At 66.6% G+C, this 11,916-nt stretch carries 10 protein-coding genes and 1 pseudogene; all 11 read right to left on the reverse strand.

Annotated elements, in window-relative coordinates:
* Positions 1-252 precede the first annotated feature (252 nt).
* The 11 genes and pseudogenes from dnaJ to garD all read right to left on the reverse strand — a co-directional run bounded on the left by dnaJ (position 253) and on the right by garD (position 11,901).
* Positions 253-1,392, reverse strand: coding sequence for a molecular chaperone DnaJ (gene dnaJ / locus ACSFA5_RS07990; protein ID WP_435443491.1), 1,140 nt, complete (start codon positions 1,390-1,392; stop codon positions 253-255).
* A gap of 109 nt (positions 1,393-1,501) precedes the next feature.
* On the reverse strand, positions 1,502-3,442 hold the full coding sequence (gene dnaK / locus ACSFA5_RS07995; protein ID WP_435443492.1) for a molecular chaperone DnaK: 1,941 nt from the start codon (positions 3,440-3,442) through the stop codon (positions 1,502-1,504).
* A gap of 119 nt (positions 3,443-3,561) precedes the next feature.
* Positions 3,562-4,137 carry a nucleotide exchange factor GrpE gene (gene grpE / locus ACSFA5_RS08000; RefSeq protein ID WP_435443493.1) on the reverse strand — a complete coding sequence of 192 codons (576 nt, stop codon included), beginning with the start codon at positions 4,135-4,137 and terminating at the stop codon, positions 3,562-3,564.
* Positions 4,138-4,299: 162 nt separating this feature from the next.
* Positions 4,300-4,650 (reverse strand): FKBP-type peptidyl-prolyl cis-trans isomerase, encoded by a 351-nt coding sequence (locus ACSFA5_RS08005; RefSeq protein WP_435443494.1) that lies wholly within the window; start codon positions 4,648-4,650, stop codon positions 4,300-4,302.
* Between the two features lie 215 nt (positions 4,651-4,865).
* A pseudogene (locus ACSFA5_RS08010) lies at positions 4,866-5,168 on the reverse strand (winged helix-turn-helix transcriptional regulator); the annotation flags it as partial.
* Between the two features lie 189 nt (positions 5,169-5,357).
* Positions 5,358-6,209, reverse strand: coding sequence for an archaetidylserine decarboxylase (gene asd / locus ACSFA5_RS08015; RefSeq protein WP_435443495.1), 852 nt, complete (start codon positions 6,207-6,209; stop codon positions 5,358-5,360).
* Positions 6,210-6,334: 125 nt separating this feature from the next.
* Positions 6,335-7,330 (reverse strand): Bug family tripartite tricarboxylate transporter substrate binding protein, encoded by a 996-nt coding sequence (locus ACSFA5_RS08020; protein WP_435443496.1) that lies wholly within the window; start codon positions 7,328-7,330, stop codon positions 6,335-6,337.
* A 63-nt stretch (positions 7,331-7,393) separates the two neighbouring features.
* Positions 7,394-8,473: a lactonase family protein gene (locus tag ACSFA5_RS08025; RefSeq protein ID WP_435443497.1), complete on the reverse strand. Its 1,080-nt coding sequence runs from the start codon at positions 8,471-8,473 to the stop codon at positions 7,394-7,396.
* Positions 8,470-9,447, reverse strand: a complete 978-nt coding sequence (locus tag ACSFA5_RS08030; RefSeq protein ID WP_435443498.1) for a tripartite tricarboxylate transporter substrate binding protein — start codon at positions 9,445-9,447, stop codon at positions 8,470-8,472. Before ACSFA5_RS08030 ends, ACSFA5_RS08025 begins: the two co-directional genes overlap by 4 nt.
* A gap of 79 nt (positions 9,448-9,526) precedes the next feature.
* Positions 9,527-10,288 (reverse strand): SDR family NAD(P)-dependent oxidoreductase, encoded by a 762-nt coding sequence (locus tag ACSFA5_RS08035; protein ID WP_435443499.1) that lies wholly within the window; start codon positions 10,286-10,288, stop codon positions 9,527-9,529.
* A gap of 32 nt (positions 10,289-10,320) precedes the next feature.
* Complete coding sequence (gene garD / locus ACSFA5_RS08040) at positions 10,321-11,901, reverse strand: galactarate dehydratase (RefSeq protein ID WP_435443500.1); 1,581 nt, start codon at positions 11,899-11,901, stop codon at positions 10,321-10,323.
* Positions 11,902-11,916 lie beyond the last annotated feature (15 nt).

The following is an 11,916-nucleotide window of genomic DNA, read 5'->3' on the forward strand; positions in this document are numbered from 1 at the left end:
GAGCAATCCCTAGGCCAGCCACCGATAGGCGCTCATCGCATGTACGCGTGGGAAAGGAGCGCGGATGTCGCAGGCGCGCGGGCCACCTTGGTGCGTCGGGCACCATGCGCGTGCTGCGCTGAGGCGATTGGCCTTAAGGTGTGCGCCTCAGACAAAAAAGCCCTGAGATTCTGTGGCGAGACATGCGCACAGAGACTCAGGGCTTGAGAGATTCCCGCACGCATCTGGTGCCGGGCGGGCGGAACGCTCAAATCAGCTGAAGAATTCCTTCGCCTTGTCGAACCAGCCCTTGTCGGTCGGGCTGTGCTTTTCGCCGCCCTTCTTGAGCGACTCGTCGAGCTCTTTCAGCACCTTGCGCTGGTGCTCGGTCAGCTTGACTGGCGTTTCGACACGCACATGGCAGTACAGGTCGCCCGGGTAGCTCGAGTTCACGCCCTTGATGCCCTTGCCGCGCAGGCGGAACTGCTTGCCGCTTTGCGTGCCTTCGGGAATGTCGATGGCCGCGGCGCCCTTGAGCGTGGGTATGTTGATCTCGCCGCCCAGCGCCGCCGTGGTCATGCTCACCGGCACCACGCAGTGCAGGTTGTCGCCGTCGCGCTCGAAGATCTCGTGCTTCTTCAGCCGGATCTCGATGTACAGGTCGCCCGGCGGGCCGCCGTTCACACCGGGCTCGCCGCTGCCCGTGACGCGCATGCGCTGGCCGTCGTCGATGCCGGCGCGGATCTTCACTTCGAGCGTCTTGTTGCGCTTGATCTTGCCCTGGCCATGGCACACGGTGCAGGGCTCGGGAATGATCTTGCCGCTGCCGTGGCAGGTGGGGCAGGTCTGCTGCACGCTGAAGAAGCCCTGGCGCATCTGCACCGCGCCCGCGCCATGGCAGGTGGTGCAGGTGATGGGCTTGGTGCCGGGCTTGGCACCCGAGCCGTGGCAGGTGTCGCACTCGTCCCAGGTGGGGATGCGGATCTCGGTGGTCTTGCCTTCCGCGGCTTCCTCGAGCGTGATTTCCATCGCGTAGCTCAGGTCGCTGCCGCGGAACACCTGGCGCCCGCTGCTGGTCCGCCCGCCGCGGGCGCCGCCGAACACGTCGCCGAAGATGTCGCCGAAGGCTTCCGCGAAGCCGCCGAAGCCTTCCGCGCCGGGGCCGCCGCGCATGTTGGGGTCGACGCCGGCGTGGCCGTACTGGTCGTAGGCCGCGCGCTTCTGTCCGTCGGACAGCATTTCGTACGCTTCCTTCACCTCCTTGAACTTGGCCTCGGCGTCCTTGCTGGTGTCGCCGTGGTTGCGGTCAGGGTGGTGCTTCATCGCAAGCTTGCGATAAGACTTCTTGATTTCTTCGTCGCTCGCGTTCTTGGGAACGCCGAGGGTTTCGTAATAGTCGCGTTTGGTGGCCATGGCAGGTCGCTCAACAGGTCAGGGAAGCAGCAGGAACTCGGGTAGCTCGGAAGCGAGAAAAGCTGGAGCACCTTTTCAGGTGTTCCAGCCTTGTGCAAGGGGCTGAGGATCAGCCCTTCTTGACTTCCTTGACTTCGGCGTCGACCACGTTGTCGTCGGCCTGTGCGTGTGCAGCAGCTTCCGCGCCACCGGGGCCCGAAGCGGCCGAGGCACCGGCAGCGGCCGCCTGCGATTCGGCATACATCTTCTCGCCGAGCTTCTGGCTGGCGGTCATCAGCGTGTTGGTCTTTGCCTCGATCGCGGTCTTGTCTTCACCCTTGAGGGCTTCTTCCACGTCCTTGATCGCGGCTTCGATCGCTTCCTTCTCGGCGGCTTCCAGGCTCGCGCCATGTTCGCCCAGCGACTTCTTCACGCTGTGCACCATGGCTTCGCCCTGGTTGCGCGCCTGCACGATCTCGAGCTTCTTCTTGTCGTCTTCGGCGTTCAGCTCGGCGTCCTTCACCATCTTCTGGATCTCGTCTTCGCTCAGACCCGAGTTCGCCTTGATGGTGATCTTGTTTTCCTTGCCGGTGCCCTTGTCCTTGGCGCCGACGTGCAGGATGCCGTTGGCGTCGATGTCGAAGCTCACCTCGATCTGCGGCGTGCCGCGCGATGCCGGCGGAATGCCTTCGAGGTTGAACTCGCCCAGACCCTTGTTGCCCGAAGCGATTTCGCGTTCGCCCTGGAACACCTTGATGGTCACGGCCGGCTGGTTGTCTTCGGCGGTCGAGAAGGTCTGCGCGAACTTCGTCGGTATGGTCGTGTTCTTCACGATCATCTTGGTCATCACGCCGCCCATGGTCTCGATGCCCAGCGACAGCGGGGTCACGTCGAGCAGCAGCACGTCCTTGCGGTCGCCGGAGAGCACTTGCCCTTGAATGGCGGCGCCCACGGCCACGGCCTCGTCGGGGTTCACGTCCTTGCGCGGTTCCTTGCCGAAGAAGGCCTTCACCTTTTCCTGCACCTTGGGCATGCGGGTCATGCCGCCGACCAGGATCACGTCGTTGATGTCGCTCACGCTGATGCCGGCGTCCTTGATGGCCAGGCGGCAGGGCGCGATGGTGCGCTCGACCAGCTCGTCGACCAGGGCCTCGAGCTTGGCGCGCGTGAGCTTGATGTTCAGGTGCTTCGGACCCGATGCATCGGCCGTGATGTACGGCAGGTTGATGTCGGTCTGCGCGCTGTTCGACAGCTCGATCTTGGCCTTTTCAGCGGCTTCCTTGAGGCGTTGCAGGGCGAGCACGTCCTTGCTCAGGTCGACGCCCTGGTCCTTCTTGAACTCGGCAATGATGTAGTCGATGATGCGCTGGTCGAAGTCTTCGCCGCCCAGGAAGGTGTCGCCGTTGGTCGACAGCACTTCGAACTGCTTCTCGCCGTCGACGTCGGCAATTTCGATGATCGACACGTCGAAGGTGCCGCCACCCAGGTCATACACGGCGATCTTGCGATCGGCCTTGTCGTGCTTGTCCAGTCCGAAAGCCAGGGCTGCAGCGGTGGGCTCGTTGATGATGCGCTTGACGTCCAGGCCCGCGATGCGGCCGGCGTCCTTGGTGGCCTGGCGCTGGGCGTCGTTGAAGTACGCCGGCACCGTGATCACGGCTTCGGTGATGGTTTCGCCGAGGTAGTCTTCGGCGGTCTTCTTCATCTTGCGCAGGATGTCGGCGCTGACTTGCTGCGGGGCCATTTTCTTGCCGCGCACCTCGACCCATGCGTCGCCGTTGTCGGCCTTGGCGATGGTGTAGGGCATCAGGTCGATGTCCTTCTGCACTTCCTTTTCCTCGAACTTGCGCCCGATCAGGCGCTTGATCGCGTACAGCGTGTTCTTGGGGTTGGTGACGGCCTGGCGCTTGGCCGAGGCACCGACCAGCACTTCACCGTCTTCCTGGTACGCGACGATCGACGGCGTGGTGCGAGCACCTTCCGAGTTCTCGATCACACGCGTGGTGTTGCCTTCCATGATCGACACGCACGAGTTGGTGGTGCCGAGGTCGATGCCGATGATCTTTGCCATGTTCTTTACTCCTGAAAGCCTGAAAAATATGTTGTTATGAACTTGTGGATAACCCGGCGCGATTCAAGGGGATGAAGCGGGGATTTCCTGTGGGAATCTTGTGTACGGGTGCGATCCGCTCACTTGGGCGCGCTGACCGTCACCAGCGCCGGGCGCAGCACGCGCTCGTTGATGGTGTAGCCCTTCTGGAGCACGCTCACCACGGTGTTGGGTTCCTGCTCGGGCGCAGGCACCACTGAAATGGCCTGATGCTGGTGCGGGTCGAACCGGGTGCCGGCGGCCGGGGCCACTTCGATCACCTTGTTGCGTTCGAGCGCGCTCTTCAGCTGGCGCAGCGTGGCTTCGGCGCCTTCGCGGATCTGCTCCGGCGTGGCGTCCTTGATCGCGAGGCCGGCTTCGAGGCTGTCGGTCACCGGCAGCAGGCTCTCGGCGAACGCTTCGACAGCGAACTTGCGGGCCTTGGTGATCTCGTCGTCGGCGCGGCGGCGGGCGTTCTGCACATCGGCCTGGGCGCGCAGGTACTGGTCGGCCAGCTCGGTGTTCTTTGCCTGCAGGGCAGCCAGTTCGCCCTGCGCCTGCGCCAGGGCGGCGAGGGCATCGGCTTCATTGGCGGCTTGCGCGGCCTCCAGTTCTTCGGGGCTGGGCTCGCCTTGCAGCATTTGCGAATTCTGTGCGGATTGTTGCGGGTCAGTCATTTTTCAAAGAACCGGCGTGAGCCGGAAAAACAAACGATAGCCAGCCACTTGGGGCTGGCCCGGGGCATTTCAAGCGAAAAAATGCGGCCAAAAGAGCCGCTTCAGGGCCGCCCGGACATGAAAAAGGCCCGGAATCGGGCCTTCGAGCCATGTCAGGGGGGCTCAGTGGGCGTCGAGCAGCTCGACGTCGAACTTCAGCGTGGCGTTCGGGGGAATCACGCCGCCGGCGCCGCGGGCGCCATAGCCCAGTGCCGCGGGAATGATCAGCGTGCGCTTGCCGCCGATCTTCATGCCGGCCACGCCTTCGTCCCAGCCCTTGATGACCTGGCCCGCGCCCAGCGAGAAAGCGAACGGGTCGTTGCGGTCGCGGCTGGAGTCGAACTTGGCGCCTTGCACGCTGTCGTTGTAGAGCCAGCCGGTGTAGTGCACGTGCACGTGCTGGCCGGACTTGGCTTCAGCGCCGGTGCCGACTTCGGTGTCTTCGTATTGCAGGCCGGAGGGGGTGGTAGGCATGGGAAACGCTCCTTGCGTCGATGGGTGTGAAATTGAATCGAAGGCGCGGAGTTTACCGAGGCCGGGCGCAGCCGGCCTGTCGTCTGTCAGCGGGTGCCGGTGTCGTCGGCGGGCGGCACGGGCGTGGGAACAGGCGCCGCCGCGGGGGCGGCAGGTTCGACCGCAGCGGACGCGGCCGGCGCCGAGGGTTGCGCGGCAGGCACCGGAGCCGCCGCCTTCTTGATCTGACCCAACTGCCATTTGCCGGCAAAGGCCTGCAGGTCGGACAGGCGCTTGAGCAGGTCCTGCCCGCTGAGCGTGAGGCTGTAGCCGTCGCTGCCGTGCCCGACGAGGCCGGCCTCGCGCAGTTCCTTGATGCGGGTGTTCAGCGTGTTGGGAGTGATGCCGCCCACGCTGTCCTGCAGCAGGCGGAAAGTCTGGGCATGGCCGTCGCGCAGCGCCCAGAGCACGCGCAGCGCGTAGCGGGCTTCGAGCAGGGCGAGCAACTGGCTGACAGCTGCGTTTTCCTTGGTACTCATCGACATCATCTCCTCGAAGCTGGGCGAGCCACCAGCCTGGGGGCCGGCCGGTGTTTCGTTTTCTTGTGGTGGTTTACGGACCGTTTCGTTGGCCGGCGACTATAGCGCAAAGGAAGACGATGCTACTAGTTTTATAGCTGCCCACGCACGCTGCATGCGGGTTGTGGGGCAAAGCTTCACAAAATTGGGTCACGGTTCGGCGTAGTCGGCCATGGCTTCGCCCAGGCGGATCGGGCGGCCTGGCGACCAGTCGGAATTGAACGCCATCGGCGGCTTGGGGAACAGCATGACGACGGTGGAGCCGAGCAAGAAACGGCCCATCTCGTCGCCCTTGCGGATGTCGATCTGCTGGTCGTTGTAGCGCCACTCGCGCAGTTCGCCCACGCGCGGCGGGTTGACCACGCCGTGCCACACGGTGGCCATGCTGCCGACGATGGTGGCGCCGACCAGCACCAGCACGAACGGGCCATGCGCCGATTCGAAGACGCACACCACGCGCTCGTTGCGCGCAAAGAGCCCGGGCACGCCGCGCGCGGTGGTCGGGTTCACCGAAAACAGTTCGCCGGGCACGTGGATCATGCGCACCAGCCGGCCGTCGCAGGGCATGTGGATGCGGTGGTAGTCCTTCGGGCTCAGGTAGAGCGTGGCGAAGCTGCCGTGCGAGAACTTGGCGGCCAGCGTGGCGTCACCGCCGACCAGCGCGGTGGTCGTGTAGTTGTGGCCCTTGGCCTGGAAGATCTGGTCGCCCTCGATGGCGCCGAACTGGCTGATCGCGCCGTCGACGGGGCAGACCAGGTCGGCCGGCGCCAGTGGCCGCGCGCCGGGCTTGAGCGCGCGCGTGAAGAACTGGTTGAAGCTTTTATAGAAATGGATGTCCGACTCGAGCGCCTCGCCCATGTTCACGTCGTACTTGGCCACGAAGCGCCGGATGATCCACGTCGTGACGGCCCCCCGCTCCTTGCCCGCGACCCAGCCGGCGAAATTGGTCAGTGCCTGTTTCGGGAACAGGTATTGGGGCAGTACAGCGGAGCGGTCGGACACGTGGGGAGGGCCTGGAATTCTGGATTTGGAGGGGCATTCTATAAAGCGCTCCCCGTGGGGGGCGTAGGAAGCTTCCCTTGGTTCGGGTGACCCGATGCCTTCGGAAAGCGCCCCCCAGCCAAAAATCAGTCCGGCTTGATCCCCGCCGCCTTGATCACCTGCGCCCACTTTTCCACCTCGGCCTTCTGGAAGGCCGCGATCTGCGTGGTGTTCAGGTCGGCCGGTTCCATGCCGAAGCCCTTGAGCTTGTCCTGCATCTCGGGCGTTGCGAGGATCTTGCGGATCTCGGTGTGCAGCCTGTCGACCACCGGCGCCGGCGTGCCCGCGGGCACGAAGATCGCCTGCCAGGACGCCACCTCGAAGTTCTCCAGCCCCGGCACGCCGGACTCGGCCACCGTCGGCACGTCGGGCATCGAGGGCAGGCGCTTGGCCGACGTGACCGCGATGGCGCGCAGCTTGCCGCTCTGGATGTGCGGGCCCGCCACCACCGTGGTGTCGAACATCATGTCGACCTGACCGCCGATCGCGTCCTGGATGGCCGGGCCGCTGCCCTTGTACGGAATGTGCGTGAACTTCACGCCCGACTTGAAGGCCAGCAGTTCCAGCGCCAGGTGCTGCGAGGTGCCGGTGCCGGCAGAGGCCGACGAGAGCCCGCCCGACTTGGTCTTGCTCGCGGCAATCACCTCCTTGAGCGTCTTGTAGGGGCTCGACTGGCTCACCACCAGCACCACCGGGTTGGTGCCGATGAGCGTGACCGGTGCGAACGATTTCTGCGGGTCGTACCCGATCTTCGGGTACAGGCTCACGTTGATCGCGTGCGAGCTGACGGTGCCGCCCACCAGCGTGAAGCCGTCCGGCGCCGCGCGAGAGCCCACTTCGGAGCCCACGCTGCCGCCGGCGCCGCCCTTGTTGTCGATGATCACGCTCGTGCCCAGCACCGGGCCGAGCTTCTGCGCGATCAGCCGGCCCAGCACGTCGGTGGTGCCGCCGGCCGGAAAGGGCACGAGGTAGGTGATGGCCTTGCCCGTGGGCCAGTTGTTGCTGCTCTGCGCGAAGGCGGCCGGCAGGCCGGTGGCCAATGAAGCGGCCAGGGCCGTGCGAATGAGGGTGCGGCGTTGCATGTGAATGTCTCCTTGGGTTCGATTCGATGTGTTCGGTGGGATGGCGTTGTGGGCCGCGCCCGGTCAGGGCAGGTCGACGATCTCGACCCAGTTCGGGTTCTTGCCCACGTCCAGGTGCTGCGGCTTGCCCAGCGCGCCGGTGTCGGCGTCGATGGCGTACAGCGAGATGCCGTTCGATTCCTGCCCCGCGGCGATCAGGTAGCGCCCGGTCGCGTCGATCGCGAAGCCGCGCGGGCCCTTCTCGGTCGGGGTCTGGCCCAGCGGCTGCAGCTGGCCCGTGGCCACGTCGACCTTGAAGGCCGACAGCGTGCTCGACGTGCGCTCCGACGCATACAGGTAGCGCCCGTCCGGCGTCAGGTGCAGGTCGGCGGCCCAGGGCTTGCCGGTGAAGCCGGCGGGTAGCGTGGTGGTGCTCTGTTCGAGCCTGAGCGTGCCGCGCGCGGCGTCCCAGGCGTACACGTGCAGCGCGGCATCGAGCTCGTCGAGCAGGTAGACGTGGCGCTGCGCCTTGTCCCACACGAAGTGGCGCGGGCCCGACTTGGCAACGGTGTTCGTCAACGGCGGATCGTTGGGCGACAGCAGCCCCTTGTCCGCGTCGAAGCGCCAGCTCGACACGTTGTCACCGCCCAGGCTGGTGGCCAGCACGAAGCGGTTGCTCGCGTCCGCATGGATGGCGTGCGCGTTCGGCCCGGTCTGTATCAGCTGCTGGATGGCGCCCACCGCGCCGTCCTTGCCGATGGCGTTGACCGAGATCTTGCCGCCCTGGTAGGAGGCCGCGAAGAGCCACTTGCCGGTGGCGTCCAGGTCGATGTTGGCCATGCTGTCGGCCAGCGGCGCCTCGCCCAGCTTGCGCAGCTGGCCGGTGGCGCCGTCGATCGCCAGCGCGGTCACGCGAAACGGCTGCGAGCGCAACGCGGCGTACAGCACGCGCTTGTCGCGGCTCACCACCATCGGCATGACCGTGCCGCCGACGTTCAGCGTCTGCACCGGCTTGAGCGTGCCCTGGGCACGGTCGAGCTCGAGCACCGAGATGTCCTGGCTGTCGGCGTTGGCCACGTAGACCCACGTCGCGGCCGAGACCGGGCCGATGGCGGCCAGGCACAACAGCGACGCCACCGTTGCTTTCACGGAGGGAAGGTTCATGGCTTGATGTTCAGCTTGGTGATGAGCTGCTTGAAGTACACGTTGTCCTTGGCCAGCGTTTCCTTGAACACCGCGCCGTCGGTGTAGACGTAGCCCAGGTTCTGCTTGTCCATCACCTCGTGCATCAGCGGCTCGGCGGCGGTCTTCGCGGTGATCTCGCGCAGCCTGGCCATCACGTCGGGCGGCGTGTTCTTCGGCGCGCCGAGGCCGCGCCAGGTGCCGATCGACAGGTCGATGCCGCGCTCCTTGGCGGTGGGCACCTTCTCGAAGCCCTTCACGCGCTTGTCGGCCATCACCATCAGCACCTTGAGCTTTCCGCCCTGCACGTGCGTGGTGACCTCGGCCGGGCTCACCGCCACGGCCTCGATGTGGCCGCCCAGCAGCGCCAGCACCGCGGGTGCGGCGCCCTGGAACGGAATGTGGCCGAACCTGGCGCCGGTCTTGTCCTCGAGGGCCGCGGCCGCCAGGTGCCAGATCGAGCCGTTGCCCGAGTTGCCCACGCGCACGCTCTCGGGCGACTTCTTCGCGGCGGCCAGGAACTCCTCGATGGTGTTCCACGGCGCGTCGGCCTTCACCGTGATGGCGGCGGGGTCGGCGTTGAGCTGCGCAATGGGCTGGAAGTCGTCGTAGTTGAACTTGGCCAGGCCCAGGTGCGGCAGCGTCAGCAGTTCCACGGTGAGCACCGCGAGCTTGTAGCCGTCGGGCTTGGCGTTGATGACCTCGGTCCAGCCGATGGCGCCGCCCGCGCCGGGGCGGTTGACGATCACGATGCTCTGCGAGGTGTGCTTGCGGCTGGCCTCCGAGAAGGCACGCGCCAGGCCGTCGGTGCCGCCGCCGGGCTGGTAGGGCACCAGCAGCTCGATGGTGCGGCTCGGAAACTCGGCTTGCGCGGCGGCCGGTGCGGCCAGGCCGAGCGACAGGGCCGCGGTGGCCGAGAGGGCGGCCACGCCGCGAACGAATTGGCTTCTTTTCATGATGTCTTGTCTCCGTTGTTGATCTGATCCTGCAGCCCCGGGTTTTTTCCTCTTCGGGCTTCCTCGCTGTCCTTGCGCGTCAGGGCATGTACTGCCCGCCGTTCACCTCGAGCACCTGGCCCGTGACGTAGCCCGAGAGCTGCTCCGAGGCCAGGTACAGGAAGGCGCCCACGCATTCCTCGGGCGTGCCGAGGCGGCCCATCGGAATGCCGGCGCGAAAGTTCTCCAGCATCGCGGGCGTCGAGAAGCGGTCTTGAAAGGGCGTTTGAATCACGCCCGGGGCCACTGCGTTCACGCGGATGCGCTCGCCCACCAGTTCCTTCGCCAGGCCGTGCGTGACCGTGCTCACGAAGCCCTTCGCGCCCGCATACAGGTACGCGGCCGGACCGCCGCCGGTGCGTGCCGCCACCGAGGTCACGTTGATGATGTTGCCGCCGCCCTGCGCGCGCATCAGCGGCACCACCTCGCGGCAGTACGCGAGCACCGAGCGCGCGTTGATGTGCATCACCTCGTCGAACAGCGCGTCGTCGAACTCGGCGATGGGCACGCGCTTGACCAGGCTGCCGGCGTTGTTCACCAGCACGTCGATGCGGCCGAACTCGTCCACCGTCTGCTTCACGCAGTCGCGGATGGCGCCCGTGTCGCGCACGTCGGCCTTCACGGCCACCGCCGCGCCGCCCGCCGCGCGGATGGTCTCGACCACCTCGTTGGCTTCGGCGACCGAGCTGTTGTAGTGCACCGCCACGCGCATGCCGCGCGCCGCGAAGGCGATGGCCACCGCCGCGCCGATGCCGGTGCTGGCGCCGGTGACGAGGGCGGTCTTGTCCTTGAGGTCTTCCATGTCGTTGCTCCGGGTGGGTGTGTGGGTGTGTGTCAGGTGACCGGCGCCGGGTTGAACAGCACCAGCGCGTTGTGCAGCTTCCAGTGCTCGGCCCAGGTCTTCTTGCGGCCGCTGGCCACGTCGAGCATCAGGCGGAACAGCTCCCAGCCCACGTCCTCGATGCTGGCTTCGCCGTCGGCGATGCGGCCCGCGTTCACGTCCATCAGGTCGTGCCAGCGGCGCGCCAGGTCGCTGCGCGTGGCCACCTTGATGACCGGCACTTCGGCCAGCCCGTAGGGCGTGCCGCGGCCGGTGGTGAACACATGCAGGTTGATGCCCGCGGCCAGCTGCAGCGTGCCGCAGATGAAGTCGCTGGCCGGCGTGGCCGCGTAGATCAGGCCCTTCTGCGTGGCCTTCTCGCCGGGTGCGAGCACGTCGGTGATGGGCGCCGAGCCCGACTTCACGATGGAGCCCATCGCCTTCTCGACGATGTTCGACAGGCCGCCCTTCTTGTTGCCGGGCGTGGTGTTGGCGCTGCGGTCGACGCGGCCCTTCTCCAGGTAGGCGTCGTACCAGGCCATCTCGCGGATCATGGCCGCGGCCACTTCGGGCGTGGACGCGCGCGAGGTGAGCTGGTCGATGCCGTCACGCACCTCGGTCGTTTCCGAGAACATCACGGTGGCGCCGGCGCGCACCAGCAGGTCGGTGCAAAAGCCCACGGCGGGGTTGGCGGTGACGCCCGAGAAGGCGTCGCTGCCGCCGCACTGCACGCCCACCACCAGTTCGCTGGCGGGCACGGTTTCGCGGCGGCGGGCGTTCAGGCGCGCCAGGTGAACCTCGGCCTGGCGCATGACGGCGTCGATCATCGACATGAAGCCGATGTGCTCGTCGTCCTGCAGGCAGACCACGTCGAGCGGCGCATCGGCTTGCGGCTCGCCGCGCTGGTCGACGATCGGAATGCTGCCCGGTGGCAGCAGCCGCTCGGGCTGCAGCTTCTCGCAGCCCAGGCTCACCACCATCACCTCGCCGCCGAAGTTCGGGTTCAGGCTGATATTGCGCAGCGTGCGAATCGGCACGATGGCGTCGGGCGCGTCGATGGCCACGCCGCAGCCGTAGCTGTGGGCCAGCCCGACCACGTCGTCCACGTTCGGGTACCTGGGCAGCAACTCGGCCTTGATGCGCTGCACCGCGAAGTCGATCACGCCGGCCACGCACTGCACGGTCTCGGTGATGGCCAGGATGTTGCGCGAGCCCACCGAGCCGTCGGCATTGCGGTAGCCCTCGAAGGTGTAGCCATCGAGCGGGGGCAGGGCAGGGGGCTTGACGGTGGCGATGGGCAGGCCGTCGAGCCCGGGCGCGGTCGGCATGCGCATCACGCGCTCGTGCACCCAGCTGCCGCGCGGCAGCGCCTTCAGGGCATAGCCGATCACCACGTCGTAGCGGCGAACGGCGTCGCCCTCGGCCAGGTCGGCCAGCGCCACCTTGTGGCCCTGGGGCACGTTGTCTGCCAGCACCAGTCCGTCGGCGAACACCGCGCCGGCCTTCAGGCCGCCGTCGTTCGCGACGATGGCCACGTTGTCGTTGGCGTGGATGCGGATGTAGAGCGGCGAGGCTCCGGGGACGGCATTGCTCATCGTGAGGACCTTTGT

The organism is Variovorax monticola (assembly GCF_051216855.1).
Classification (GTDB): domain Bacteria; phylum Pseudomonadota; class Gammaproteobacteria; order Burkholderiales; family Burkholderiaceae_C; genus Variovorax.

What these genes read in the sequence shown, in the direction of transcription:
- dnaJ (WP_435443491.1), bottom strand. Translation starts at nt 1,392, where the DNA reads ATGGCCACCAAACGCGACTATTACGAAACCCTCGGCGTTCCCAAGAAC.
- dnaK (WP_435443492.1), bottom strand. Translation starts at nt 3,442, where the DNA reads ATGGCAAAGATCATCGGCATCGACCTCGGCACCACCAACTCGTGCGTG.
- grpE (WP_435443493.1), bottom strand. Translation starts at nt 4,137, where the DNA reads ATGACTGACCCGCAACAATCCGCACAGAATTCGCAAATGCTGCAAGGC.
- ACSFA5_RS08005 (WP_435443494.1), bottom strand. Translation starts at nt 4,650, where the DNA reads ATGCCTACCACCCCCTCCGGCCTGCAATACGAAGACACCGAAGTCGGC.
- ACSFA5_RS08020 (WP_435443496.1), bottom strand. Translation starts at nt 7,330, where the DNA reads ATGCAACGCCGCACCCTCATTCGCACGGCCCTGGCCGCTTCATTGGCC.
- ACSFA5_RS08025 (WP_435443497.1), bottom strand. Translation starts at nt 8,473, where the DNA reads ATGAACCTTCCCTCCGTGAAAGCAACGGTGGCGTCGCTGTTGTGCCTG.
- ACSFA5_RS08030 (WP_435443498.1), bottom strand. Translation starts at nt 9,447, where the DNA reads ATGAAAAGAAGCCAATTCGTTCGCGGCGTGGCCGCCCTCTCGGCCACC.
- ACSFA5_RS08035 (WP_435443499.1), bottom strand. Translation starts at nt 10,288, where the DNA reads ATGGAAGACCTCAAGGACAAGACCGCCCTCGTCACCGGCGCCAGCACC.
- garD (WP_435443500.1), bottom strand. Translation starts at nt 11,901, where the DNA reads ATGAGCAATGCCGTCCCCGGAGCCTCGCCGCTCTACATCCGCATCCAC.